Annotated in this window: 25 protein-coding genes; 14 read left to right on the plus strand and 11 right to left on the minus strand. The window is 67.7% G+C overall.

What is annotated here, in order from left to right; translation table 11 throughout:
- The first annotated feature begins 7 nt into the window (after positions 1-7).
- The gene (locus tag KEC55_RS27325; RefSeq protein ID WP_282508222.1) at positions 8-1,204 is read left to right on the plus strand and encodes a serine hydrolase domain-containing protein; all 1,197 of its coding nucleotides are present in this window, start codon (positions 8-10) and stop codon (positions 1,202-1,204) included.
- A 14-nt stretch (positions 1,205-1,218) separates the two neighbouring features.
- Complete coding sequence (locus KEC55_RS27330; RefSeq protein ID WP_282508223.1) at positions 1,219-2,499, plus strand: serine hydrolase domain-containing protein; 1,281 nt, start codon at positions 1,219-1,221, stop codon at positions 2,497-2,499.
- A 137-nt stretch (positions 2,500-2,636) separates the two neighbouring features.
- Here KEC55_RS27330 and KEC55_RS27335 read toward each other — a convergent pair whose 3' ends face one another.
- Complete coding sequence (locus tag KEC55_RS27335) at positions 2,637-3,995, minus strand: aspartate aminotransferase family protein (RefSeq protein ID WP_282508224.1); 1,359 nt, start codon at positions 3,993-3,995, stop codon at positions 2,637-2,639.
- A gap of 439 nt (positions 3,996-4,434) precedes the next feature.
- Here KEC55_RS27335 and KEC55_RS27340 point away from each other — a divergent pair, with 439 nt between their 5' ends.
- Positions 4,435-5,013, plus strand: coding sequence for a hypothetical protein (locus KEC55_RS27340; RefSeq protein WP_282508225.1), 579 nt, complete (start codon positions 4,435-4,437; stop codon positions 5,011-5,013).
- Between the two features lie 263 nt (positions 5,014-5,276).
- Positions 5,277-7,274: a glycoside hydrolase family 28 protein gene (locus tag KEC55_RS27345; RefSeq protein WP_282508226.1), complete on the plus strand. Its 1,998-nt coding sequence runs from the start codon at positions 5,277-5,279 to the stop codon at positions 7,272-7,274.
- Between the two features lie 104 nt (positions 7,275-7,378).
- Here KEC55_RS27345 and KEC55_RS27350 read toward each other — a convergent pair whose 3' ends face one another.
- A complete protein-coding gene (locus KEC55_RS27350) occupies positions 7,379-7,888 on the minus strand; it encodes a GNAT family N-acetyltransferase (RefSeq protein ID WP_282508227.1) in 510 nt (169 codons plus the stop codon).
- Between the two features lie 239 nt (positions 7,889-8,127).
- The gene (locus KEC55_RS27355) at positions 8,128-8,778 is read right to left on the minus strand and encodes a glycine zipper 2TM domain-containing protein (protein WP_059238436.1); all 651 of its coding nucleotides are present in this window, start codon (positions 8,776-8,778) and stop codon (positions 8,128-8,130) included.
- Positions 8,779-9,242: 464 nt separating this feature from the next.
- Between KEC55_RS27355 and KEC55_RS27360 the strand changes: the two genes are divergently transcribed.
- The 3 genes from KEC55_RS27360 (at position 9,243) to KEC55_RS27370 (ending at position 12,223) form a co-directional block, all read left to right on the plus strand.
- Positions 9,243-10,442, plus strand: a complete 1,200-nt coding sequence (locus KEC55_RS27360) for an amidohydrolase family protein (protein WP_282508229.1) — start codon at positions 9,243-9,245, stop codon at positions 10,440-10,442.
- A gap of 66 nt (positions 10,443-10,508) precedes the next feature.
- The gene (locus KEC55_RS27365) at positions 10,509-11,693 is read left to right on the plus strand and encodes an amidohydrolase family protein (RefSeq protein ID WP_282508230.1); all 1,185 of its coding nucleotides are present in this window, start codon (positions 10,509-10,511) and stop codon (positions 11,691-11,693) included.
- Between the two features lie 56 nt (positions 11,694-11,749).
- Positions 11,750-12,223: a nuclear transport factor 2 family protein gene (locus KEC55_RS27370; protein WP_282508231.1), complete on the plus strand. Its 474-nt coding sequence runs from the start codon at positions 11,750-11,752 to the stop codon at positions 12,221-12,223.
- 106 nt (positions 12,224-12,329) lie between these two features.
- On the opposite strand, the gene KEC55_RS27375 is transcribed toward KEC55_RS27370, so the two are convergent.
- A complete protein-coding gene (locus KEC55_RS27375) occupies positions 12,330-13,193 on the minus strand; it encodes a LysR family transcriptional regulator (protein WP_282508232.1) in 864 nt (287 codons plus the stop codon).
- Between the two features lie 185 nt (positions 13,194-13,378).
- Between KEC55_RS27375 and KEC55_RS27380 the strand changes: the two genes are divergently transcribed.
- The gene (locus KEC55_RS27380; RefSeq protein WP_282508233.1) at positions 13,379-14,053 is read left to right on the plus strand and encodes an ankyrin repeat domain-containing protein; all 675 of its coding nucleotides are present in this window, start codon (positions 13,379-13,381) and stop codon (positions 14,051-14,053) included.
- A gap of 28 nt (positions 14,054-14,081) precedes the next feature.
- Here the strand turns inward: KEC55_RS27380 and KEC55_RS27385 are convergent, their stop codons facing one another.
- Positions 14,082-14,300, minus strand: a complete 219-nt coding sequence (locus KEC55_RS27385) for a hypothetical protein (RefSeq protein ID WP_282508234.1) — start codon at positions 14,298-14,300, stop codon at positions 14,082-14,084.
- On the minus strand, positions 14,297-14,560 hold the full coding sequence (locus KEC55_RS27390) for a helix-turn-helix domain-containing protein (RefSeq protein ID WP_282508235.1): 264 nt from the start codon (positions 14,558-14,560) through the stop codon (positions 14,297-14,299). Before KEC55_RS27390 ends, KEC55_RS27385 begins: the two co-directional genes overlap by 4 nt.
- Positions 14,561-15,014: 454 nt before the next feature.
- Here KEC55_RS27390 and KEC55_RS27395 point away from each other — a divergent pair, with 454 nt between their 5' ends.
- Both KEC55_RS27395 and KEC55_RS27400 read left to right on the plus strand, forming a co-directional pair.
- Positions 15,015-15,818 carry an ABC transporter substrate-binding protein gene (locus KEC55_RS27395; protein ID WP_282508236.1) on the plus strand — a complete coding sequence of 268 codons (804 nt, stop codon included), beginning with the start codon at positions 15,015-15,017 and terminating at the stop codon, positions 15,816-15,818.
- 31 nt (positions 15,819-15,849) lie between these two features.
- On the plus strand, positions 15,850-16,698 hold the full coding sequence (locus KEC55_RS27400) for a phytanoyl-CoA dioxygenase family protein (protein ID WP_282508237.1): 849 nt from the start codon (positions 15,850-15,852) through the stop codon (positions 16,696-16,698).
- A 74-nt stretch (positions 16,699-16,772) separates the two neighbouring features.
- Here KEC55_RS27400 and hutC read toward each other — a convergent pair whose 3' ends face one another.
- Complete coding sequence (gene hutC, locus KEC55_RS27405; protein ID WP_282508238.1) at positions 16,773-17,510, minus strand: histidine utilization repressor; 738 nt, start codon at positions 17,508-17,510, stop codon at positions 16,773-16,775.
- Positions 17,511-17,540: 30 nt separating this feature from the next.
- Positions 17,541-18,083, minus strand: a complete 543-nt coding sequence (locus tag KEC55_RS27410) for a helix-turn-helix domain-containing protein (protein ID WP_282508239.1) — start codon at positions 18,081-18,083, stop codon at positions 17,541-17,543.
- A 134-nt stretch (positions 18,084-18,217) separates the two neighbouring features.
- Between KEC55_RS27410 and KEC55_RS27415 the strand changes: the two genes are divergently transcribed.
- Genes KEC55_RS27415 through KEC55_RS27425 form a run of 3 tightly spaced genes read left to right on the plus strand, consistent with a single transcriptional unit; the run spans position 18,218 to position 20,648 of the window.
- Positions 18,218-19,000 (plus strand): aldolase, encoded by a 783-nt coding sequence (locus KEC55_RS27415; protein ID WP_282508241.1) that lies wholly within the window; start codon positions 18,218-18,220, stop codon positions 18,998-19,000.
- Between the two features lie 50 nt (positions 19,001-19,050).
- Positions 19,051-19,947, plus strand: a complete 897-nt coding sequence (locus tag KEC55_RS27420; protein WP_282508243.1) for a dihydrodipicolinate synthase family protein — start codon at positions 19,051-19,053, stop codon at positions 19,945-19,947.
- Positions 19,944-20,648 carry an MOSC domain-containing protein gene (locus tag KEC55_RS27425; protein WP_282508244.1) on the plus strand — a complete coding sequence of 235 codons (705 nt, stop codon included), beginning with the start codon at positions 19,944-19,946 and terminating at the stop codon, positions 20,646-20,648. Before KEC55_RS27420 ends, KEC55_RS27425 begins: the two co-directional genes overlap by 4 nt.
- 17 nt (positions 20,649-20,665) lie before the next feature.
- On the opposite strand, the gene KEC55_RS27430 is transcribed toward KEC55_RS27425, so the two are convergent.
- Positions 20,666-21,427: an SDR family oxidoreductase gene (locus tag KEC55_RS27430; RefSeq protein ID WP_282508245.1), complete on the minus strand. Its 762-nt coding sequence runs from the start codon at positions 21,425-21,427 to the stop codon at positions 20,666-20,668.
- Positions 21,428-21,810: 383 nt separating this feature from the next.
- Here KEC55_RS27430 and KEC55_RS27435 point away from each other — a divergent pair, with 383 nt between their 5' ends.
- Positions 21,811-22,518, plus strand: a complete 708-nt coding sequence (locus KEC55_RS27435; protein WP_176047747.1) for a YceH family protein — start codon at positions 21,811-21,813, stop codon at positions 22,516-22,518.
- Positions 22,519-22,705: 187 nt separating this feature from the next.
- Here KEC55_RS27435 and KEC55_RS27440 read toward each other — a convergent pair whose 3' ends face one another.
- Positions 22,706-23,128, minus strand: coding sequence for a hypothetical protein (locus KEC55_RS27440; protein WP_282508246.1), 423 nt, complete (start codon positions 23,126-23,128; stop codon positions 22,706-22,708).
- Positions 23,129-23,156: 28 nt separating this feature from the next.
- On the minus strand, positions 23,157-23,711 hold the full coding sequence (locus KEC55_RS27445) for a hypothetical protein (protein ID WP_282508247.1): 555 nt from the start codon (positions 23,709-23,711) through the stop codon (positions 23,157-23,159).
- Between the last annotated feature and the right edge of the window lie 32 nt (positions 23,712-23,743).

Raw genomic sequence — 23,743 nt, forward strand, 5'->3', positions numbered from 1 at the left:
AGCAAGAATGAGCGTTTCCCACGCAATGCGCGGCATCGCGGCCGCGGCCATCGTCGCCGGTTCGTGCGGCGGCCCGGCGCTGGCCGCAGGCGGCGCGCCGCAAGACATGCCGAGCGTCGTGCCCGAATCGGTCGGCGTCGATTCGGCGCCGCTCGTGCGGCTGTCGGCATGGTTGCGCCACGACCGGATGGACGTGCGCAGCCTCGTCGTCGTGAAGGACGGCAAGATCGTGTTCGAGCGCTACGGCGACGGCCTCACGCGCGACCACAACTACGAGCTGTATTCGGTGACGAAGACGATTACCGCGCTGCTCGCCGGCGTGCTCGACGGCGAGGGCAAGCTCGGCCCGTCGACGAAGGTCGCGCCGCTGATCGCGGCCGCGCGGCCCGATCTCGCGAGTGAGCTCGCGGACAAGCAGGACATCGAGCTGCGGCACCTGATGTCGATGTCGAGCGGATTGCACTACACGACGCGCGAAGGCACCGATCCGCTGTACTACGAAGCGCCCGACCGGCTGAAAGTTGCCGTGACAAGCCGTGCGGCGCAGACGCCCGGCACGCAGTTCGACTACATCGACGTGAACCCGGTGCTGGTCGGCACGGCCGTGTCGATCGCCGCGCACGAGCGCGAGGACGAGTTCGCGCGCAAGCGGCTGTTCGAGCCGCTCGGCTTCGCGCACTACCGCTGGAGCGGCGCCGACGGCACCGGTGCGGTGGCGGGCGGCTGGGGCCTGCGGCTGCGTGCGGTCGACATGGCGAAGATCGGCATGCTGCTGCTCGACCACGGTCAGTGGAACGGCAAGCAGGTCGTACCGGCCGGCTGGGTGCGGCAGATGACGACGCCGTCGCCGGCCGCGGCCGATTACGGCTACTACTGCTGGATCAGCCACGTCGTCGAACACGGCACGCCGGAATTCGGCGCGATGGGCTTCAAGGGGCAGTTCATCACGGTGCTGCCCGCGCAGCGCGCGGTCGTCGTGATGACGAGCCTGCTGCCGACCGACGGCGGCTTGCGCGACGCAACCTACCTGAACCTGTATCGCCGGATGGTGAGCGACTACATCCTGCCCGCGCTCACGCCGGCGCAGCCGCCGGTCGAGCGCGCGGAAACGACGCAGGCGCTGCGCGACGAGCTGGCGCGCAGCCGCGAGACGAAGGGCGTGCCCGGCACGGCCGCCGCATTCAACGATGCGCCGGAGATTTGATGAGGATAACGAACATGATCGCCAATCCGGATGCATGGCCCGGTTCGCGACGGCCCGCATCGCGCGCCGTGCCTTTCGTGCGCCGGCTGCTCGCGCGGCTTGCGACGCTGCTGATCGGCAGCGGTGCGCTCGCGCCGGTGCCGACGATGTCGGCGGCGCACGCGGCCGATGCACGGCCGCCGCTGCATGAAACCGGTATCGAAGCCGCTGCGCCGGAGGACGTCGGCGTCGATTCGCGCAAGCTCGTCGAGCTGTCGCGCTGGATCCGCGAGCAGAAGCTCGATGTGTACAGCCTGCTCGTCGTGAAGGACGGCAAGCTGATCTTCGAGCGCTACGGCGCGAAGGCGTCGCGCGATTCGACCTACGAGCTGTACTCGGTGACGAAGGCCGTGACGTCGCTCGTCGCGGGCATCCTGGTCGATCAGGGCGCCGTGCATCTCGACGAGCCGGTGGCCGCGCGGCTCGCCGCGTGGCGTCCCGACCTCGGCGGCGCGCTCGCGGACAAGCGAGGCATCGAGCTGAAGCACGTGCTGTCGATGTCGAGCGGCCTGCATTACGACTTCAGCCCGAAGGACGATCCGATCTACTACACCGCGCCCGACCGGCTGAAGCTTGCTGCTTCGGCCGCGCCGAAGGTCGCGCCCGGCACCGCGTTCGAATACACCGACGTGAACCCGATCCTCGCGTCAGCGATGTTGAGCGCGGCGGCCGGCGAACCCGTCGAGCGCTATGCGCAGGCGCATCTGTTCGCCCCGCTCGACATGAAGCGCGCGACATGGGAGCGTGCGGATCGCACGGGGCTCGTGTCGGCCGGCTGGGGTTTGCGGCTGCGCGCGGTCGACATGGCGAAGATCGGCATGCTCGTGCTCGACGGTGGGCGCTGGCAGGGGCGGCAGGTGGTGCCGCAGGCATGGATCGCGCAGATGACGGCGCCGCGTGTGTCGCCGCATTTCGGCTACTACTGGTGGATCAACAACATCGTCGAGAGCGAGCCCGAATTCGACGCGATGGGCTTCAAGGGGCAATTCATCACGGTGCTGCCGAAGCGCAACACGGTGATCGTGATGACGGGCGTGCTGCCGATTGACGGTGGCCTGCGCGATGCGGAGAACGTGAAGCTGTTCCGGCGGATGGTGAACGGCTACATCCTGCCGGCGCTCGATGTCGGGCGGGCGTCGGGGCCGGGCTCGGGCGGCGTCGATACGCGCGTGGCGCTGCGCGACGAGCTTGAAGTGAGTGCGCGCTCCGCAGGCGTGCCCGGCACGCAGGTCGATGCGACGGATCTGCCGAAGTAGCCGTGGCGATACGCGTGAGGCGCTGCGTGTGGCGCTGGAAGTGAGTGCGCGCTCCGACTGAACTGCGGAAGTCGCGCCGGGCGTGCGTCCGGCAGCGCCGCTGCGGGCGAGCCGGACGCACGGTGCATCACATCACGTCACACCAGTTCGCCCAGGCACGCGTCGAACTGCGCGACGAGCCGGTCGACATCGTCGGCCGTCGTCTGCGGGCACACGAGCATCATGTTGTGGAACGGTGTGATCAGCACGCCGCGATTCAGCAGGTACAGGTGCACGATGTGTTCGAGTTCGCTGTCGAGCTGCGCGCCGGCCAGCGTGCCGTTGCGTGGCGGCTCGGGCGCGAACTGGAATTCGGTGCGCGCGCCGATGCGCGTCACGCACCACGGCAGCCCGTGTTTCGCGATCGCCTGCTCGAGGCCCGTCGCCAGCCGTGCGGCGAGTTCGAACATGTGCGCATACGCGGCGTCGGTCGCGACTTCGGCCAGCGTCGCGCGCATCGCATGCATCGCGAGCATGTTCGCGGTGAGCGTTGTGCCGATGCCCGAATGGCCGGGTGGCGCGTTCAGCTTCGCCTGCTTCGCGCGTTCCGCGAATTCCGCGCTGAAGCCGTACACCGCGCACGGCACGCCGCCCGCAATCGGCTTGCCGACCACCAGCATGTCCGGTTCGAGATCGTGCGCGACCGCGTAGCCGCCGGGGCCGCTGCTGATCGTGTGCGTCTCGTCGATCACCAGCAGCGTGCCGTAGCGGCGCGTCAGTTCGCGCGCGGCGTCCCAGAAGCCCGCGTCGGGCAGCACCATCCCGATGTTCGTCATCGCGGGCTCGGCGAGCACGCACGCGACGTCGCCGTCCTTCAATGCGGCTTCAAGCGCGGCCAGGTCGTTGAATTCGACGACGCGCGTGTTGGCGAGCAGATCGTAGGACTGCCCGAGCAGGCTGTCGCGCTGCACCGGGCGGCCGTCGACGAGATCGACGAACACGTCGTCGACCGTGCCGTGATAACAGCCGTTGAACACGACGATCGTGTTGCGGCCGGTGGCCGCGCGCGCCCAGCGCAGCACGAAGCGGTTCGCGTCGCTGGCGCTCAATGCGAATTGCCAGACCGGCAGCTTGAAGCGGCGTGCGAGTTCGCGCGATACCCATGCGGCGTCTTCGCTCGGCAGCATCGTCGTGTAGCCGCGCGTGGCTTGTTCGACGAGCGCGCGGGCGACCGGTTCGGGCGCGTGGCCGAACATCGCGCCCGTATCGCCGAGACAGAAATCGACGTAGCGATGGTCGTCGACGTCGGTGAACGTTGCGCCGCGCGCCTCCTTCACATACAGCGAGAACGGTGTCGACCAGTCCTGCATCCAGTGCAGCGGCACGCCGAACAGCAAGTGCTCGGATGCTTCCGCGGACAGGGCGCGGGAGACCGGCATGGCTTCGGTGAACGCTTGGCGCTCGCGATCGAACAATGCGCGGGCGCGGATGAGGTCGACTCCGTGGCGGGAAGGCAAAGGCAGCTCCTGGGCTGTGAAGAAGGGGAAACGATAGCGCGGGCGGCAGGGGGCTGAACAGACGCGGAATTACCGAGGCGGGTGGGTGGCGGGGATTCGCCGGTGCGTCCAATTTGATTTCAAGATGGCACAGGTGAATGAAAGACGCACCGGGACGTGAAGGTTTCCATGAATGTTTAACGGGTCTTTCGCGGCCTATCGTTGTTGCATGCCGTGGCGCGACGGGTTCACACGAGCAGGCCGGTATTGGCCGGCGCGCGAACCCGGTAGGTGGTTGCGATCGACTCCGGCCGACTCGATCGCGCGCGTACCCGGCTGGGCACAGCGAATTCGACGGGGATATTGCCAGCTAATTTCGGGATAGTTGGATCCCGGATTGGCCGGTGATGGGACGGGTTCGGGCGCCCGATTCCAACTTTCCAGCATGCGGGGCAACACAATGAAAATCCGAACCCATCTCGCCGCATTCGTCGCCTGCAGCGCCTTGACCGGCATCGCACACGCAGGCCCGACGTCGCCACAAATGATCGTCAAGAAAATCACGCTGACCGCGCATATCGGCGACAGCCTGTTCGCGTCGAAGCCGGACAACACCGCGTACGACGTGGTCGAGCTGAGCGCGACGGACGGCACGCAACAGACGTTCGCGGCGACGCTGCCGATCCGCGTGCGCACGACGTATCCCGATTTCAACGTCATGTTGCTGCAGCCGCTGCGGCTGTCGAACGGCCACGAAGACATGGCTAACGCGAAGGTCGTGCTGATGACGGGCGGCGCAGGCAAGGCGGACATCACGCCGGGCGCCGCTCGCCCGATCACGCTGGTGAGCCGCGGACACGACGGATTCGACGGCTACGACGAAACCCGCAACGTGAAGATCAGCGCGCAAGCGCCGGTCGCCGGTGACGCGGCGTCACCCAACGGGCGTTATCGCGGTGACCTCGTGCTGGTGTTCGAGCCGGCGGCTTCAGCGGGACGCGAGCCGGCGGCGGGGGCCGTCGCGGCGTCCGGCGAGTAGGGAAATCACCCCGGTGGACATCGCCCACCGGGGATTTTTAGTCAAAGTTTTTGCGCATAAACATACGACAACATATCTCTAAAGCAACATTTCCAAATGTGAGTGTGCGCACACATCCATGGCATTAAATCAGTGAAAACAGGGTAAACGACAAATACGTGTTCGGTGCAGGTCGCGACTAGACTGCGCGATGTAGTACGACGACGTATGAATAGTGATCCGCCGCCCGGCGCATCGATACCCCCTACACTGAAGGAGTGCCCATGGCCGCCCACCGCCGCCGTTCGTCTTCGTCCGCCCTGTCGCCCTCGTCGAAGCGGGTGTCACGCCGCGCCTTCATCGGCTGGACCGGCGCACTCGCCGGCGGCGCCATGCTCGGTGGACCGTTCGCGGCGACCCGGGCGCTGGCCGGAGGCCCCATGTCCAATACGTCGGCGGTCGATCTCGTGTGGGGCGAGCATGGCGCGGCGGCGCGCATCGCCGCGTCGCTCGCGCACGTGTCGCGGCTCGCCCGGCGCGGGCGCGATTTCGATGTGACGCACTTCGGCGCGCGCGCCTGCACGACGGTCGCGCAGACGTCGCCGTACCCGGTGGCGAAATCGCCGGTCAGCCCCGGTTCCGAACTGACGACCGCGCCCGGCGCGTTCGATTCTCGCCCGGCGTTTCTTGCGGCGATCGACGCGTGCCGGCGCGAAGGCGGCGGCCGGGTCGTCGTGCCGTCCGGCACCTGGTACTGCGCGGGGCCGATCGTGTTGCAGAGCGACGTCACGTTCCACCTGAGTGCGAACTGCACGATCTATTTCAGCCCGAACCCGGCCGACTACGCGAAGGACGGCCCGGTCGATTGCGGCGCGAACGGCCGCCTGTACTACAGCCGCTGGCAGGCGAACGATTGCCTGAACTACGGCGCACCCGTCTACGCGCGCAACGCGACGAACATCGCGCTGACGGGCGAAGGCCCGACCTCGGTGCTCAACGGGCAGGCGATGACGCCGTTCTCCGGCAGCGGCGCGAACAGCGTCTGCTGGTGGACCTACAAGGGCTCGTCGGGCGCGTACGGCGCGGGTGCGTCGGTACCGAGTCAGGCGTACCTGAATCCGGACAACGTCGATCTGCGGATCGTCGCGCCAGCGATTCCCGACGCGCTCTATTCGCTGCTGACGTCGCCGGTCACGCCGTGGCAGCAGGACCAGAATTACCTGCCCGCGCTGTCCGAGGCCGGCGTGCCGGTCGAGAAACGCATCTTCGGCCTCGGTCACTACCTGCGCCCGTGCATGGTCGAATTCATCGGCTGCACGAACGTGCTGATGGCGAACTACCAGACGCAGAACACGCCGTTCTGGCAGCACCATCCGACCGCGAGCCGCAACGTCGTGATCCGTGGCGTGACGACCAACAGCATCGGCCCGAACAACGATGGATTCGATCCGGACGCATGCACCGACGTGTTGTGCGAGGACTGCACGTTCAACACCGGCGACGACTGCATCGCGATCAAGTCGGGCAAGGACCGCGACACCGAATACGGTCCGGCAAAGCGGCACCTGATCCGCAACTGCACGATGAACAGCGGGCACGGCGGCATCACGCTCGGCAGCGAGATGGGCGGCGGCGTCGAGCAGATCTACGCGACCAACCTGTCGATGCTGAACGCGAACTGGCAGACCAACCCGCTGAACATCGCGATTCGCGTGAAGACCAACATGAACCGTGGCGGCTACGTGAAGGACTTCCACGTGAAGGGCGTCACGCTGCCGAACGGCGTGACGCAGAAGGGTGGCGGTTACGGCAGCGCGCTGCTCGCGGGCAGCCCGGTCAACGCGAGCGTGCCGCTCGGCGTCGTGACGCCGTCGGCCGGGAACCCGTCCGCGGCGCAGGGCGGCATCGTCACGTTCGACTGCGACTACCAGCCGGCGAACGATGCCGTGCGCACGCGTCCGCCGGTCGTGCAGAACGTGACGATCTCGGACGTGAAGGCGAGCAACGTGACGCTGAACGGCGTGACCGCGTCGTGCTTCCAGGCGATCGTCGCGCAGGGGCCCGTCGCGTTCGACTACAACGGCACACCGCCCACGCCTGCCGTGCAGCCGATCTCCGGCGTGACGATCAGCAACTGCGACTTCGGCACGCCGGTCGCGTCGGGCACGCCGACGGTCACGTCGCCGGGGCCGATCTATGCGTTCAACGTGAACGCGATGACGCTGACGAACGTGACGATCGCCGGGCAGGCCGTCAACACGACGATCACCGACAAGCGGTGATGCAATGAGGTGAGCGTGCAAGGGCGTTCGCGTGCGGGGTGGTCGGTCGATGCATGCGAACGCAACGTCAACGGCAAAAGCGAGTGCGAGCGAACGTGAACGCGTTACGCGAGCGTCTTGACCATGTGGTGCTCGTCGTAGAACTTGCCATCGACGTACAGCGAGCGCGGTTCCGTGCCGAACCGCACGAACCCTTGCGACGCATACAGCCGCTCCGCGGTGCCGTTGACCTCGTTCACGCACAGCATCAGCTGCTTGCACTGCCACGCCTGCGCGGCATGCCCGGTCGCACTTTCGAGCAGCGTCTGCGCGATACCCTGCCCGCGATACGCGGGATCGACGAACACGCCCCAGATCGTCGCCTTGTGCGCGATCTTCGTGCGCGCATCGCGGCGCACGCCGGTGATGCCGACGAGCGTATCGCCGTCGAACGCACCGAACACGGCACGTTCGTGGGTCGGCGTGATGCGCGTCGCGAATTCGTCGACCGGCACCTGCGATTCCTCGTCGAGCGTCGGCAGGAAGGACGTGGGCGCGGTGTCGACCGCACGCAGGCGAACGGTCTGGAAGCGGGCGGCGTCGGCCGCATCGAGCAGGCGGGTCGTGATCGTCATCGGGTGAATTCCGGTTGGGGATTGTGCATGTCGGTGCGGGCTGCCGTAGCCGCAGGATGCATCGTCCTTATCCTAATGGGAATTCGGATGTCGCGTGGCGCTGTTCGGCGCATTGCGCATGCCAGCGGCGCCGGAACGGTGTGCCCGTGCGCGAATGACGGTCACGCAGCCATGCTGGCGTGACGAAAGGGGGGGGCGTGAGACGTGCGCGCGATCAGCTCACACGCACGCAACGGGCATCAATAACGCGACAGCTGATTGCCGTTGATCTGCACGCGGTCGCCCGGACGCAGGTTGCCCGGTGACTGCACGTCGAACGAGCGCATCGAGCCGTCGCTGACCTGCACGTCGATCCGGTAGCTGCTCGGGCCCTGCGCGGCGCCCATCTGCTGACCGATCTGGTTGCCGGCCACCGCACCGCCGAGCGCGCCGATCACGGTCGCGGCATCGCGGCCATGACCGCGGCCGACCTGGTTGCCGAGCACGCCGCCGATGAGTGCGCCGACGACGGTGCCGGCCACACCCGACGGGCCGACCGAGCCGTTGACCGGCTGAATGTTCGCGACGGTGCCGTATTGCGCGCCGTACGGGTTCGCGTATTGCTGTTGCTGATTGCCATACTGGTCATACGGCTGCGTCCCGTACTGCGACTGGTTGCCATACTGATCGTACGGCTGCGGCGCCTGGTTCGGATACGCCGGTTGCTGCTGCACGTAGCCCGGTTGCGAGTACGCGGGCTGCGCGTAGCCGGGCGTCGCGTATTGCTGCTGCTGTGGATAGCCCGGTTGCGCGCCGTAGTAGCCGGGCGCGACACAGGCGGTCAGCGGGAGCGCCGCCACGGCGACGAGCGAGGCGAACAGAACGGTCTTCGTGGAGGGCATGCGCATCATGATGTTTCCTGCATCGGCAACGTGTCCGCCGACTGATTCCCGGATGGGTGGCGAACTCGGCGTGAGTATAAGGAATGGCCGGATGCGCGTCCGGTGCGGCCGGGTAACAACGTGTAAAGTCTGTTGCCGCGTAAATCGCCAGCCGGGCGGGGTGTTCGAGCCATGCCCGACAAGGGCGCGAGACGGCTTCCGGCCGGCCGCGCGACGGTGAGGCGGCCCACGTGTTTCAGGCGGCGATTCCGTCGCCTCCCCTGCGATCGAACCCCGTCGCCGTGCCAGGTCCCGCGGGCGTGCGCGCCGCACATCGCGAAATCGAATGCGCGGCATCGCGACATTTAATTGGCCTCGGGCGGCAGCGTCCGATATCGTGGCCGGATTCCCTGCCAAGGGTCGCGCCGCGCCGGCTGCGGTTCCTTCCCCTGTCCGCGCCGGTGGCGCGCCGCGACCGCCCCACATTCCAAGCCATGACCGAACGCTTCTTCATCAACGCCGTCGATGCCGGCGGCCAGCCCGTCAACCTCGTCGTCCGTGACGGCCGCTTCACCGAGATCGGCGCCGAGTGCGCAGCCGCGCCCGGCGCTCAGACGATCGACCTCGACGGCCGCGTCGTGCTGCCCGGTTTCGTCGACGGCCACATCCATCTCGACAAGAGCTTCGTCGGCGATCGCTGGGTGCCGCACGAACCGGTCGGCTCGCTGCGCGAGCGGCTCGCGGTCGAGAAGCGCCAGCTCGCCGCTGCTCCGCCGATCGTCGAGCGCGCGAACGCGCTGATCGCGCAGGCCGCCGCATTCGGCACGATCGCGATGCGCAGCCACGTCGACGTCGATGCGACGACGGGCCTGTCGAACCTGCAGGCCGTGATGGCCGCGCGCGAGCAGTGGCGCGGGATCGTCGACATCGAACTGGTCGCGTTTCCGCAGGCCGGCGTCGTGACGTGCCCGGGCACGGCCGAGGTGCTCGACGCAGCCGTGCGCGAAGGCGCGGACGTGGTCGGCGGGATTGACCCGACGACGCTCGACGGCGACGCGGACGGCCAGCTCGACATCGTGTTCGGCATCGCCGAGAAGCGCGGCGTGAAGATCGACATCCACCTGCACGAGCCGGGCGAAACCGGCATCGCGCAACTGCTGCGGATCGCGGCGCGCACGCGCGCGACCGGGCTCGGCGGGCGCGTGAACGTGAGCCATGCGTACGCGCTCGGCCAGGTGAGCGACGATGACGTGCAGCGCACCGCGGCGGCACTGGCCGAAGCAGGCGTGTCGATCCTGACGAATGCGCCGGGCGACTGTGCATTTCCGCCGGTGCAGCAGCTGCGCGATGCGGGTGTGCACGTGTTCGCGGGCAACGACAACATCCGCGACGCGTGGTGGCCGTACGGTAACGGCGACATGCTGCAGCGCGCGATGATGGTCGGCTACCGGTCGGGTTTCTACACCGACGAAGCGCTCGGCGTCGCACTCGACATGGCGACGCATGCCGGCGCACGCGCGATCGGCAAGGAACGCTACGGCATCGCGGTCGGCTGCGACGCGAGCTTCGTCGCGGTGCGCGCGCCGAACGCGGCGGCGGCCGTCGCGGGCGTCCCGGCCGAGCGCTGGGTATTCCGCCGCGGCGAGAGCGATACGGGTGCGCCGTTCGCCCCGTCGCTGCGCTTCACGCGCTGACCTGATGACCGGCAGCACGGCATGCGCCGTGCCTGCTTCGCACTGACCGACCACACCGGAACCGACATGACGAACCTGCTGATCCGCAACGTCCGCACGAGCGCCGACACCGCGCTCGACATCCTGATCGAAGGCGACCGCATCGCGCGCGTCGGCCCGTCGCTCGACGCGCCCGCCGGCTGCGCGATCGAGGACGGCGCGCTCGCGCTCGCGCTGCCTGGCCTCGTCGAAGGCCACACGCACCTCGACAAGACGCACTGGGGAATGCCGTGGTATCGCAACCAGGTCGGGCCGCGCCTCGTCGATCGCATCGAGAACGAACGCCACTATCGCGCGACGAGCGGCCATGACGCGGGCGCTGCGTCGCTCGCGCTGGCACGCGCATTCCTCGCGGCCGGCACGACGCGCATTCGCACGCACGTCGACGTCGATACCGAAGCCGGGCTGCGCCATCTGCACGGCGTGCTCGCGACGCGCGAGACGCTGCGCGGGCAGGTCGAGATCCAGATCGTCGCGTTTCCGCAATCGGGCGTGCTCAAGCGGCCGGGCACCGACGCGCTGCTGTCCGACGCGCTCGGCGCCGGCGCCGACCTGCTCGGCGGGCTCGACCCGTGCGCGATCGAAGGCGATCCGGTCGAGGCGGTGGACGTGCTGTTTGCGATCGCCGAGCGCCACGGCCGCGGGCTCGACATCCACCTGCACGAGCGCGCGTCGATGGGGGCGTACTCGCTCGACCTGATCCTGCAGCGCACGGCCGCGCACGGCATGCAGGGGAAGGTCACGATCAGCCACGGCTTCTGTCTCGGCGATATCGCCGAGCGCGAGCGCGATGCGCTGCTCGCCCGGATGGCCGAGCTCGGCGTGGCCATCGTCACGACCGCGCCGGCGGCGGTGCCGGTGCCGTCGGTGGTCGCGTGCCGCGCGGCGGGCGTGACGGTGATCGGCGGCAACGACGGCGTGCGCGACACGTGGTCGCCGTACGGTTCGCCCGACATGCTCGAACGCGCGATGCTGATCGGCATGCGCAACGATTTCCGCCGCGACGATGCGCTCGAAGTCGCGCTCGACTGCGTGACGCACAGCGCGGCGCGCGGCTGCGGCTTCGCGGATTACGGGCTGCAGCCCGGCAGCCGCGCGGATGTCGTGCTCGTCGATGCGCTGACGTTCGCCGAGGCCGTCGTCGCACGGCCGGTGCGACGCCTCGTCGTGTCGTCCGGGAAGATCGTCGCCCGCAACGGCGCACTCGTCTGAGTGGGGCGTCGCCCCGGTATGATCCGGATTTCAGCCGGATTTCCGGGGAGACGACGATGCGACGCACGACAGCGGCACGGGCCGCACGATGGATGGCGGCGGCCCTGTTCGCCGTGACGGCCGCGCATGCGGCGGCGGCCGGCCCGACCGACGCGCAGCAGGAAGCCAACCGGCGGACGGTGCTCGCGTTCTACGAGAAAGGCCTGAACGAAAAGGACGCCGATGCCGCGCTCGCGTATGTCGGCGATCGCTACGTGCAGCACAACCCGAATGCGGCTGACGGCCGCGACGGCTTTCGCAAGTTCGTCGCCTTTCTGCGCGACAAATATCCACAGTCGCATAGCGAGATCAAGCGCTCCTTCGTCGATGGCGACTACGTGATCCTGCACGTGCACGCGGTGCGCGAACCAGGTACGCGCGGCAGCGCGATCATGGACATCTTCAAGCTCGAGAACGGCAAGATCGTCGAGCACTGGGACGTCAACCAGCCGGTGCCCGAGCAGGCCGCGAACGGCAATACGATGTTCTGACGGGTATCGGGCGCGGGACGTGCCGATGCCCCCGCGATCGCATCGCATCGGCCGTGCCCGAGGCGTCGCGCCGCCCGTTCCCTTGGCGCATTCGGCTTTCGCTTTCCTACTGCTCCTCGTGCTCCAGCATCGCCGCGAGCGTCTTCGTCAGTTCGCTGACCATCGGGTCGGCCGTCGGCCGGTGCAGGATCGCGATGTCCATGTGCTCGATCGGCGCGAAACCCTGCGTCGCGGTCAGCACGACGTGCTCGTCGGTCACCACGCGCGCGGGCAGCACGCTGATGCCGAGCCCGTCCGCGACGGCCGCCTGGATGCCGCTCAGGCTCGACGTCGTGAAGCTGATCCGCCAGCGGCGGCCGCGCTCCTCGATCGCCTTGATCATGTCGTCGCGGTAAAGCCCGCGCGGCGGAAACACGACGATCGGCACCGGGTCGAGATCGATCGACGGATGCGTCGCGCTGTCGATCCAGCGCAGTTTCTCGGGCCAGCGCACGACGGCCTCGCGGCTGTCGCGCCGCTGCTTGATCAAAACGAGGTCGAGTTCGCCGCGGTCGTACGCGGCGCTGATGTCGCGGCTCAGCCCGCACATCACTTCGAGCTTGACCTGCGGATGCTCGCGCTTGAACGCGGCGAGCGCATGCGTCGTGCGGCCCGCCGCGAAATCGTCGGGCACGCCGAGCCGGATCGTCAGCGCAACCGTGGCGCCCGACAGCGCCTCCAGCATTTCGTCGTTCAGCGCGAGCATGCGCCGTGCATAGCTGAGCACCGTCACGCCCGCGTCGGTCGGCCGGACGTCGCGCGTGCCTCGGTCGAGCAGGCGGTGGCCGGCGATTTCCTCGAGCCGGCGCACCTTCTGGCTAACCGTCGACTGCGTCGAATGCAGGCGTGCGGAGGCCGTCGTGAAGCTGCCGCAGTCGGCAACCATCACGAGCGCGCGCAACAGGTCGATGTCGAACAGGGGTCTATTCATTTCTGCACTTTTGCGGATTCGAACATTTCATTTCCAAATGCGTGCGACGACTTTTAACATGGCCGGACGCCGCGGGCAATCGCGGTTTCGCCGGACCCGGCGCGGCGTCGTGTGGCGCCGTGCCGGCGCCTGACGCATTGCATCGGCCGCGCATCGGCGTGCGCGGCGCGCAAGGAGGAAACGGGATGTTATTCAAACGGATCGCGATCATCGGCTCGTTTGCGTTGACCACGCTGACGTCGGCCGTGGCTGCCGCCGACGGCGGTGCGCCCGAGGGCCGGCTGCGCAGCGCGGCCGACCGCGGCGACGCGGGCGAGGTGCGTACGCTGCTGGAGCGCGGCGCGCAGGTCGATTCGCGCGACGGGCAGGGCCGTACCGCGTTGTTGATCGCAACGCACGGCAATCACGTCGAGGCGGCGCGCGTGCTGATCGACGCGGGCGCGGACGTCAACGCGAAGGACGCGATCCAGGACAGCCCGTACCTGTATGCCGGCGCGCGCGGCTATCTCGACATCCTGCGGATGACGCTCGCGCACGGCGCCGATCTGCGCAGCACGAACCGGTATCGCGGCACCGCGCTGATTCCGGCGGCCGAGCGTGGCCATGTGGAGACGGTGCGCACGCTGATCGACGCGGGCGTGAACGTCGACCACGTGAACCGGCTCGGTTGGACCGCGCTGCTGGAGGCGATCATGCTCGGCGACGGCAGCGAGCGCTACGTGCGGATCGTGCAGTTGCTCGTCGACGGGCACGCGAACGTCGATCTGGCCGATTCGAACGGGGTGACGCCGCTGCAGCATGCGCGGCAGCGCGGGTACGGCGCGATCGAGCGGGTGCTGGTGGCGGCGGGGGCGCGGTAGGTTTCAACTGGGCGGGGCCGCGCCGCAGTCAGACCCATACTTCACGATACAGGTGAAGATCCCTCGACCATGCCGCGAGGTTTTTCCAGATGACCCGAAGCGGGGTGCCCGAGCGCTCGGCGGCTTCCTCGGCCGCCTTCACCACGACAGGGAGCGGCACCTCGTCGAGGATGACGGAAAACTGCGATTCGTAGCCTTGCGGAATGTGTCCGGTGATCAACGCGTCGGCCAGCAAGCGTTCGGTCAATTCGCCCTTGTAGCTGCGTTCGCGCTCACGACGGCCTTGTAGAGACCGTTTTGCGGCTGCCGCGGGCGTGCCAGGAGTTCGATACCGAGCACGCCGAGCAACGTGATCAGCTTGTTGATGCCGAGATCCTTGACCTTGCCGGCTTCGAGCCGATTGACGGTCAGGCGAGACAACCCGGCGAGCTTTGCGAGTTGTGCCTGCGTGAGGTCGAGTTCGGCGCGCCGTTTCGCGACGGCCTGACCGATTTCATGGAGTTGCATGGCGACCTCCCGACGACGATTCAGTGCTTCCCGATGTAAGCATTTCGAGGCGAGCTGTCGTCGCTGAAAAATGCCATCGCGGTATAGGGCGCATTGCCCATCCGGTCGAAGGAGCATCGGGCGGAGCATTGCCGCGGTCACCTGTATAGACATCAAATTTTGGCGAACATCCGGAAAAACGCGGTCTGTGGCGGCGCTGCATCTCGCAGGGTAAACACCCGAAAATCCCGCAAAAAGACCATCAATCAAGCGTCTCCCCACCTTTTCGGCCCCCATCTCCCCTCAATCCGCTGCCTCCCCGCATTCCCTCGCTTGCGCTCGAAAATCGAGTGGTCTAGACTGCATCGCAGTTTCATCGAAGTCCCGTCTTTCGCGCACCGTGCCGGCGTCCCGGCGCGGCGCCTCCACCGGACGCCGGCGTCGCCCGCCGCGTCGAGACCTTCAAGGACACGCCATGAACCGCACTGCAAAGTTCCTCGTTACCGCGCTGGCGTTCGCGCCGCTCGCGTCGTTCGCACAGGACACGTCGACGATCCGCTGGGGTATCGACCCCACGTATCCGCCGTTCGAGGCGAAGCAGCCCGACGGCTCGCTCGCCGGCTTCGACATCGACCTGCGCAATGCGATCTGCGAGCAGCTGCGTGCGAAGTGCGTGTGGGTCGAGCAGGGCTTCGACGGGATGATCCCGGCGCTGCGCGCGCGCAAGTTCGACGTGATCATGTCCGCAATGACGGCCACCGACGAGCGGCTCAAGCAGATCGACTTCTCGAACAAGCTGTATGCGTCGCCGGGCGCGCTCGTCGCGCCGGTCGGCTCGAAGCTCTTGCCGACCGCCGCGTCGCTCGCGGGCAAGCGCGTCGGGATTGACCAGGGCACGACGCAGGAGACGTACGCGAAGGCCGAATGGGCGACCAAGGGCGTGACGATCGTCTCGTACCAGAACCAGGACCAGGTGTACCAGGATCTCGTCAACGGCCGCCTCGACGCGACCTTCCAGGACAAGACCCAGGCCGGCTACGCGTTTCTGAAGACGCCGCGCGGCAAGGGCTATGCGTTCGCGGGCCCCGACGTAACTGACGTGCGCATCACCGGCTACGGCGTCGCGATGGGCGTGCGCAAGGGTGACGACGCGATGAAGAAGCGGCTGAACGACGCGATCGTCGCGATCCGCGCGAACGGCACCTACCAGAAGATCGCCGCGAAATACTTCGACTTCGACATCTACGGCACGAAGCAGCAGCTGACTTCGGCACCGTGATTCCGTGATTCATTCCATCGACAGGCACACCATGACGACTATCCACGACCGCGTCGCGCAAGCCGTGACGCCCGAACTGATCGCCGCGTTCCGCGAGGAAGGCGCGGTCTGCATCAAGGGCATCTTTTCGCCCGACGAAGTGGCCGCGCTGCGCGCCGGCATCGACGCGAATCTCGCCCAGCCGAGCGAGCGCGCGAAAGTGGCGAGCCAGCCCGACGATCCCGGCTGGTTCTTCGAGGATTTCTGCAACTGGCAGCACAACGACGCATATCGCGACTTCATCGTGCGCTCGCCGGCGCCGTCGGTCGCCGCCGCGCTGATGGGGACCGAGAACGTGCGGCTGCATCACGACCACCTGCTCGTGAAGGAGCCCGGCACGCGGCAGCGCACGCCGTGGCACCAGGACCAGCCGTACTACAACATCGAGGGCGACGACAACGTCAGCATGTGGATTCCGGTCGATCCGGTGCCGCTCGAATCGACGCTGGAATTCGTGGCGGGCTCGCATCTCGGGCCGTGGCTGATGCCGCGCACGTTCATGGACAAGGAGGCGAAGTGGTTCCCGGAAGGCAGCCTGGCGGACCTGCCCGACATCGAAGCCGACCGCGCGGCGTTCCCGATTCGCCACTGGGCGCTCGAGCCTGGCGACATGGTGTGCTTCCGGATGCTCACGCTGCACGCATCGGGCGGCACGCAGAACCGCCGGCGCGCGTTCTCGATCCGTTTCGTCGGCGACGATATCCGTCACGCGCCGCGCCGCTGGAAGACGTCGCCCGAGTTCCCCGGGCTCGCGGAACAGCTGGCCGATGGCGCGGCGCTCGACCACCCGCTGTTTCCGGTCGTGTGGTCGCGTGGCGCGGGGCAGGCTGGCGCGATCTGAGCCGCGCAGTCACGAACACGGCGGCCGTTTCATCGCGAAACGGCCGCCGTGTGCTTTTTCGCGGGTGATAAAGGTCAGGTCGGGTGGCGCCCGGCGCCGGGCTTGAAGCGGGAGCCGAGCCGGTAGCGGTTGCCCGGATGCAGGAAATGCACGAACGTGACGGGCAGCCCGTCCGTCCAGGTGCGGCGCGTGAGCGTGAGGCACGGCTCGTCGGCGCGCATGTCGAGCAGCCGCGCCTGCTCGACGGTCGGCAGCGACGCGTCGACCACGTGCTCGATTTCCAGTTCGTGGTGCGACACGTTGTTGTACAGGTATTCGGACGGCGGCTCGGCCTGGAAATCCTGGTCGATGAAGCCGGGCGCGGCGGCCGGGTTCACGTAGCGGTCCTCGAGCTGGATCGGGCGGCCGTTTTCCTCGTGCACGCACACCACATGAAAGACCGGCGTATTGACCGGCAGCCCGAACGCGGCCGCGACGTCGAACGACGCGGGCTCGCTCGACCGGCTCATCACGCGGCAGCGATATTCGTGCCCGCGCGCGCGGATCTCATCGCGGATATGCGCGATCATCAGCAGGTTCGATTGCGGCTTCACCTCGTCGACGAAGGTGCCGACGCCTGCGATGCGCTTCAGCACGCCTTCCTCGGTCAGCTCGCGCAGCGCGCGGTTGACCGTCATGCGCGCGACGCCGAACTGCGCGGCGAGATCGAGTTCCGACGGAATGCGGTCGCCGGGGCGCCAGTCGCCGGACTCGACGTTCTGGCGAACGAGCGTCTTGATCTGCTGGAACGGGGCGGTGGCCTTGGTGACCATCGGGGGTCCTTGCGCGAAGAAGTGACGAGGCTAGTCGTCGTGACTGACGATGACCAGGATCTCCGCCTGCGCGGTGCCGAGGCTGCGCGTGCGGTGCGGGATGAGTGCGTTGAAATAGACTGAATCGCCGGTCTTGAGTTGCACCGTCTCGTTCGGAAATTCGATTTCGACGCGCCCCTTGTGCACGAACAGGAATTCCTCGCCTTCGTGCTCGCGGAACGTCGACGCGACGAACTCGTGCGGCGGGTGCACGACGAACGGCAGCATCTTCTTCGGCGCGACGCCGGCCGCGATGCTTTCGAAGCGGTGCGCGTGGCGGTCGGCCGCCGCGCCCATCGCCGTGCGCTCGCCGGCGCGCGTGACCGTGATCAGCTCGCGGTTGTGGCTTTCCGAGAACAACTGTTCGACGTCGACGCTCAGCGCCTTCGACAGCTTCAGCGCGACCGCGATCGACGGCACGCTCAGGCCGCGCTCGACCTTCGACAGGTAGCTCTTGGTGAGGCCCGTCTCGTCGGCCAGCACATCGAGCGTCCAGCCCTTCTGTTTTCTGAGCAGCTTCAGGCGAATCGTCATGGGGCGCCAGGTGTCCTTCGAAAAACCGATTGTAACGCATGACACAAAGTGTCCTATGGTGTATCGTGTGTCTCGTGATGCCGGGGAAACGACCGCGGACGGCGCGGCGAACCCGATCCAGTCAGGAGGCGAACATGGCGGAAACGCTGAATTTGACGAAGGAAGCGCTGGTCGCGCTGGCCGAGCAGCGGCTTGAAAACGAGGTGGGCGACAGCGGCTGGTCCGCGCGGCAGAAGCTCGCACTCACGTGCCGGATCCTGTTCGACGCCGGTCACGATTCGGGCCTGGCCGGGCAGATCACCTGCCGCGCGGGCGATGCCGGCACGTATTACACGCAGCGGCTCGGGCTCGGGTTCGACGAGATTTCGGCCGCGAACCTGCTGCGCGTCAACGAGGATCTCGACGTGGTCGACGGCGAAGGCATTCCGAATCCGGCCAACCGGTTCCATACGTGGATCTATCGCGAGCGCCCGGACGTGAACTGCATCATTCACACGCATCCGGCGCATGTCGCGGCGCTGTCGATGCTCGAGCAGCCGCTCGTCGTGTCGCACATGGACACCTGCCCGCTGTACGACGATTGCGCGTTCCTGAAGGACTGGCCGGGCGTGCCGGTCGGCAACGAGGAGGGCGAGATCATTTCGAAGGCGCTCGGCGGCAAGCGCGCGATCCTGCTGTCGCATCATGGCCAGCTCGTGGTCGGCAAGACGATCGAGGAAGCCTGCATGCTCGCGCTGCTGATCGAGCGGGCCGCGAAGCTGCAACTGCTCGCGATGTCCGCCGGCGAGATCAGGCCGGTGCCGCCGGCACTGGCACGCGAGGCGCACGACTGGATTTCGAAGCCGAAGCGCGACGCGGTGACGTTCGACTATTACGCGCGTCGCGCACTGCGTACGCATCGGGATTGCGTCGCATGAATGCGTGCGTTGCTTCCATCTTGTCCGGCAATCATTGAGGAATACACATCGTGTCCATCCTGCTGCAAGGCATCATTGCCTACCCGGTCACACCGTTCTCCGCCGATGGCGGCGTTGACCTGAAAGCGCTCGATGCGCTGATCGAGCGGCTCATCGCCGATGGCGTCCACGCGATCGCCCCGCTGGGCAGTACGGGCGAGAGCGCCTATCTGTCCGACGCCGAATGGGAGGCGGTCGCCACCGCGTCGATTCGCGCGGTGCGCCGGCGCGTGCCGACCGTCGTCGGGATTTCCGACCTCACCACGGCAGGTGCGGTGCGCCGCGCGCGCCTTGCCGAGCAGGCCGGCGCCGATGCGGTGATGGTGCTGCCGGTGTCGTACTGGAAGCTCGGCAACGACGAGATCGTCGCGCACTATCGCGCGATCGGCGAGGCGATCGGCATCCCGATCATGCTGTACAACAATCCGGCGACGAGCGGCGTCGACATGTCGCCTGACCTGATCGCGACGATCTGCCGGACCGTCGACAACGTGACGATGGTCAAGGAGAGCACCGGCGACATCGGCCGGATGCATCGGCTCGCGCAATTGAGCGACGGGACGATCCCGTTCTACAACGGCAGCAACCCGATGGCGCTCGCCGCGCTGGCCGCGGGTGCGGCCGGATGGTGCACGGCCGCGCCGAACCTGAATGCCGCGTTGCCGCTCGCGCTGGTCGACGCGATGCGGACGGGCGACCTGACGCGCGCCAGGTCGGCATTTCACGCGCAGTTGCCGTTGCTGCAGTTCATCGTCAGCGGTGGGTTGCCGGTGACCGTGAAGGCCGGGCTGCGGCTGCGCGGCTTCGACGCGGGCGAGCCGCGGAAGCCGCTGCTGCCGCTGGGCGACGCACGCACGCGCGAACTCGAACGCCTGCTCGCGGCACTGCCGGACGGCGTCGCGGCATGAGCGATCACGCACGGCCGGCGATCGCGGCCGCCATCGGCGCGGTGCGGGTCGGCACGAGCCGGCCGCTGGCCGGCACGCCGCATGCGAGCGCGATCGACAAGCAGCCGGTCGATGCGCGCCTGTGGCTGGGTAAGCTCGGCTTTTCCGGCGACGAGCAAGCCGATGCGCGGCATCACGGCGGCCCCGACAAGGCGGTCCACCACTATGCCCACGACCACTATGCGTGGTGGTCGGCGCAGATCGGCGCGCGCGACGTGCTCGCGCAGCCGGGCGCATTCGGCGAGAACCTGTCGACGCACGGCGTGACTGAACGCGACGTCTGTCTCGGCGACGTGTTCACGCTGGGCCGCGCGGTGCTTCAGGTGACGCAGTCGCGGCAGCCGTGCTGGAAGCTCAACGCACGCTTCGACCATCCGCGGATGGCCGCCCTCGTGCAGCAGAGCGGCCGGACCGGCTGGTACTACCGTGTGCTGCAGGAAGGCTGGGTGGAGGCGGGCGATGTGCTGACGCTGCGTGAGCGCCCGTATCCGCAATGGCCGCTGTCGGCGGTACTCGATGTGCTGTACCGGCGCACGCTCGACATGGCCGCGCTCGCTGCGCTGTGCGACGTGCCGCTGCTGCCGCCCGGCTGGCGCAAGATGCTTGAAAAGCGCCGGACGGAGCGGCAGGTCGAAGACTGGACGAAGCGGCTCGGAGGGTAACGGGCCGCGTTTGCAGCTTATCGGGCCGGCAGGTTCCGCACGTCGGCCGTCGGCTCGGCGCCGAACGCGTCGCTCAGCGCATAGCCGATCAGTTGCCGCGCGGCCGCCTCGGGCGTCGCGAGCGCGCCGCTCGACTTCAACTCGTCGAACTTCTCGCGCATCGGGAAGTGGTCTTCGCTGGTCGAGCGGATCGTCGCCTGCATGCCCGTGTCGACGACGCCCGGCGCGACGCTGCAGATCCGCAGCGTGCCGTTCGCGTCGAGCGCGACCGCGCGTGCATGGTGATCGAGCGCGGCCTTGGTCGCGCAGTAGATGCTCCAGCCGGCGTATGCGTTGCGGGCTGCGCCGCTCGACAGATGCAGGATCCGGCATTCGGTCGTGGCCGAAGCCGCCTGCGCGAGCGCGGCCGACAGCATCAGCGGTGCCGCGACGTTCAGGCCGACTGCGCGCGCGACGATCGCCGGGTCCTGCGCGGCGAGCGGTCCGATCGGATCGACGATACCCGCGTTGTTGAACAGCAGCACGAGCGACGCGCCGTCGACGAAGTGGCGCAGCGTGTCGCCGGCGATCCAGGTTGCGACGGCCGCGGAATCGGACAGGTCGATCTCGACTTCGGAGAAGCGGTCGCCGGCTTGCGACGCGAGTGACGGATGACGGCTGCGCGACACGCCGAGCACGGCGACGCCCTCCAGCAGCAGTTGTTCGGCAAGCGACGCGCCGAGGCCGCGCGTGTGTCCGGTGACGATGGCGCGCACGTGCGCGGAAGAGGATGCAGTCATGGCGGTGAACCGGTGAAGGGGTGAACGGTGTTGACGAGCGGCGGGCATGCGTGGCGGCAGCACGCCAAGGACGGACGATGCGTGGAACCGGCGTGCGAATACGGTCGCAAGCGGCGCCACGGATATCGGGGTGAACGCATATCGTAGCGCCGGCATGCGCATCGCGCAAACGCCGGGGCGTGCGCGCATGCATCGCCGCGCGGCGCCGCGCAGTATCGGGTGCGCCGACAGGTTGGACGAAAGCCGGCTGCGGCAAGTGCGCGCGCCAGCGCAGCGCGCGGCGCGGGGCCACGCGTCGCGAGCTATCATATGGCTCGCCCGTGCGCGATGCCGGACGGGCCGCGATCGTTTCCCTTCACCTGCTGCACGCTGCGACGCCACTCATGAACACCACGCCGGATACGCCCACGCCACGCGCCCTTCGCGAACTCACGCCCCTCGAGGCCCGCATTCTCGGCGTGCTCGTCGAGAAACAGCACACGGTGCCGGATACCTACCCGCTGTCGCTGAACGCGCTGACCGCGGGCTGCAACCAGAAAACCGCGCGCGCGCCGGTGATGAGCGTCAGCGAGGACGAAGTGACGACCGCGCTCGACGAGCTGAAGCGCCTGAGCCTCGTGATGGAGGGCAGCAGCAGCCGCGTGCCGCGTTTCGAGCACAACATGAACCGCGTGCTCGGCATCCCGAGCCAGGCGATTGCGCTGCTGACGATCCTGTTGCTGCGCGGCCCGCAGACGGCCGCCGAGCTGCGCCTGAACAGCGCACGCCTGCACGGCTTCGCGGATATCTCGTCGGTCGAGGCGTTCCTCGACGAACTCGCGGCGCGCGCGCAGGCGCTCGTTATCCGGCTGCCACGCGCACCGGGCGCGCGCGAAAACCGCTGGATGCACCTGATGTGCGGCGAAGTGAACGTGGCCGACTTCGCGAGCGCGGATGCCGGCGGTGCGGATTCGGTGCCGCCTTCCGAGTTCGAGGCGCTGAAGGCCGAGCAGAAGCGCCTCGCGGATGAAGTAGCGCGGCTGAGTGCGCTGGTTCAGCGGATGGCGAGCGAGCTGGGAATCGACGTCGACGCGCAAGGTGACGCGTCCTGACGCAGATGGTGGCGGTGCTTGTGCACCGCCGCGTGACTTCAGCTTCATGCCCGGCACGAGATAACGCGCACCATCCGATCTCACGATCGGCTCGCGCGCCGCAAACGGTGCGTCGAGCTGCGGCCCCAGACAGGCTCCCGCCGCATGGTCGTTCCCCGACACGGCGAACGACAGCTTGCCGGGCCCATCACCAGCGGCATCCGGTTCGCTCGGACGCGTCGACATCCAGTGCGCGGCCGAACGACGTCTTCTTGCCGGTGCGCGCAGCGGTGTAGGTCATCGAATAGATCATCGCGCCCTGGCTCATCATTTCGTACCGCCCGTTGATCCTGCCGCCGACGAGTTCGACCCAGGTCGTCGTGTACTGATGCGGGCGATCTTCCGCGAGCACTTCGTCCTCTTCATGTTCGATCACCAGCGGGAGCGCCGTTTTCGCGTTCGCGTACCGGACCATGCCGCCCGACCATTTGACTGCATCGTCGTAGTAGGTGCGCATCTCGAAGCGCACGGGTTTGTCGCCATCCGACCTGAAGCAGAACACTTCGGTGGAAACCGTTGCGAGTGCCGGGAACGAGCTGCACAGCAGCAGGGCAGCAAGCGCTTTCTTCATGAGCGTGCGTGAACGATGACGAGCCATTTCAACCAACGCTGATCCGCGAAGCGCCCGCATCGACGAGCCGGAACAGCAGATCCTCGACGGCCGTCTCGGGTGCGGAGCCGAGATCCGCGTTGACGCGCCATCCGTGTTCCGTGCGAACCGGTTCCGACAGGTAGTGCACGATGCCGTGCAGCCCGTCTTCGGCCGGCTCGTTGTCGTCGTCGACATCGAACCACGCGAGGAACCACGTCTTGAACGCATCGACCGCCACGCTTTCGTCGAGACCGTCGGCCTCGATCACGGCCCAGTCCCACACGAACGGGCGGATCGACACGGCCGCGGTTTCGAGATCGAACTCGAACGGTTCGAAATCCAGTTGCGTGGTCGAATCGATCATCACGGGCTGGCCGGCCGCTTCGCCTTCGGCCGCGATGGTGTCGGCGCGGCACGGCAGCGCGAGCGGCCCTTCGGTGGCGAGCGCGCCGTCGGCCTGCCGGTAGGCCGGCTCGACGATCGCCGACGGTTGCGTGGCCGCTTTCGCGAGCAGGTCGGCGTAAGGTTGGCGGATGGCGCGGAGCAGTTCGGATACGGTCATCGTGGCGTGTCGGTCGGGCAGGGAACGATGGG

The sequence above is a fragment of the Burkholderia cepacia genome, assembly GCF_029962485.1.
Classification (GTDB): domain Bacteria; phylum Pseudomonadota; class Gammaproteobacteria; order Burkholderiales; family Burkholderiaceae; genus Burkholderia.

Bases quoted from the DNA above. Each gene is read 5' to 3' on its own strand.
- KEC55_RS27325 (WP_282508222.1), top strand. From the start codon at position 8: ATGAGCGTTTCCCACGCAATGCGCGGCATCGCGGCCGCGGCCATCGTC.
- KEC55_RS27330 (WP_282508223.1), top strand. From the start codon at position 1,219: ATGATCGCCAATCCGGATGCATGGCCCGGTTCGCGACGGCCCGCATCG.
- KEC55_RS27340 (WP_282508225.1), top strand. From the start codon at position 4,435: ATGAAAATCCGAACCCATCTCGCCGCATTCGTCGCCTGCAGCGCCTTG.
- KEC55_RS27345 (WP_282508226.1), top strand. From the start codon at position 5,277: ATGGCCGCCCACCGCCGCCGTTCGTCTTCGTCCGCCCTGTCGCCCTCG.
- KEC55_RS27350 (WP_282508227.1), bottom strand. From the start codon at position 7,888: ATGACGATCACGACCCGCCTGCTCGATGCGGCCGACGCCGCCCGCTTC.
- KEC55_RS27355 (WP_059238436.1), bottom strand. From the start codon at position 8,778: ATGATGCGCATGCCCTCCACGAAGACCGTTCTGTTCGCCTCGCTCGTC.
- KEC55_RS27360 (WP_282508229.1), top strand. From the start codon at position 9,243: ATGACCGAACGCTTCTTCATCAACGCCGTCGATGCCGGCGGCCAGCCC.
- KEC55_RS27365 (WP_282508230.1), top strand. From the start codon at position 10,509: ATGACGAACCTGCTGATCCGCAACGTCCGCACGAGCGCCGACACCGCG.
- KEC55_RS27370 (WP_282508231.1), top strand. From the start codon at position 11,750: ATGCGACGCACGACAGCGGCACGGGCCGCACGATGGATGGCGGCGGCC.
- KEC55_RS27375 (WP_282508232.1), bottom strand. From the start codon at position 13,193: ATGAATAGACCCCTGTTCGACATCGACCTGTTGCGCGCGCTCGTGATG.
- KEC55_RS27380 (WP_282508233.1), top strand. From the start codon at position 13,379: ATGTTATTCAAACGGATCGCGATCATCGGCTCGTTTGCGTTGACCACG.
- KEC55_RS27390 (WP_282508235.1), bottom strand. From the start codon at position 14,560: ATGCAACTCCATGAAATCGGTCAGGCCGTCGCGAAACGGCGCGCCGAA.
- KEC55_RS27395 (WP_282508236.1), top strand. From the start codon at position 15,015: ATGAACCGCACTGCAAAGTTCCTCGTTACCGCGCTGGCGTTCGCGCCG.
- KEC55_RS27400 (WP_282508237.1), top strand. From the start codon at position 15,850: ATGACGACTATCCACGACCGCGTCGCGCAAGCCGTGACGCCCGAACTG.
- hutC (WP_282508238.1), bottom strand. From the start codon at position 17,510: ATGGTCACCAAGGCCACCGCCCCGTTCCAGCAGATCAAGACGCTCGTT.
- KEC55_RS27410 (WP_282508239.1), bottom strand. From the start codon at position 18,083: ATGACGATTCGCCTGAAGCTGCTCAGAAAACAGAAGGGCTGGACGCTC.
- KEC55_RS27415 (WP_282508241.1), top strand. From the start codon at position 18,218: ATGGCGGAAACGCTGAATTTGACGAAGGAAGCGCTGGTCGCGCTGGCC.
- KEC55_RS27425 (WP_282508244.1), top strand. From the start codon at position 19,944: ATGAGCGATCACGCACGGCCGGCGATCGCGGCCGCCATCGGCGCGGTG.
- KEC55_RS27430 (WP_282508245.1), bottom strand. From the start codon at position 21,427: ATGACTGCATCCTCTTCCGCGCACGTGCGCGCCATCGTCACCGGACAC.
- KEC55_RS27435 (WP_176047747.1), top strand. From the start codon at position 21,811: ATGAACACCACGCCGGATACGCCCACGCCACGCGCCCTTCGCGAACTC.
- KEC55_RS27440 (WP_282508246.1), bottom strand. From the start codon at position 23,128: ATGAAGAAAGCGCTTGCTGCCCTGCTGCTGTGCAGCTCGTTCCCGGCA.
- KEC55_RS27445 (WP_282508247.1), bottom strand. From the start codon at position 23,711: ATGACCGTATCCGAACTGCTCCGCGCCATCCGCCAACCTTACGCCGAC.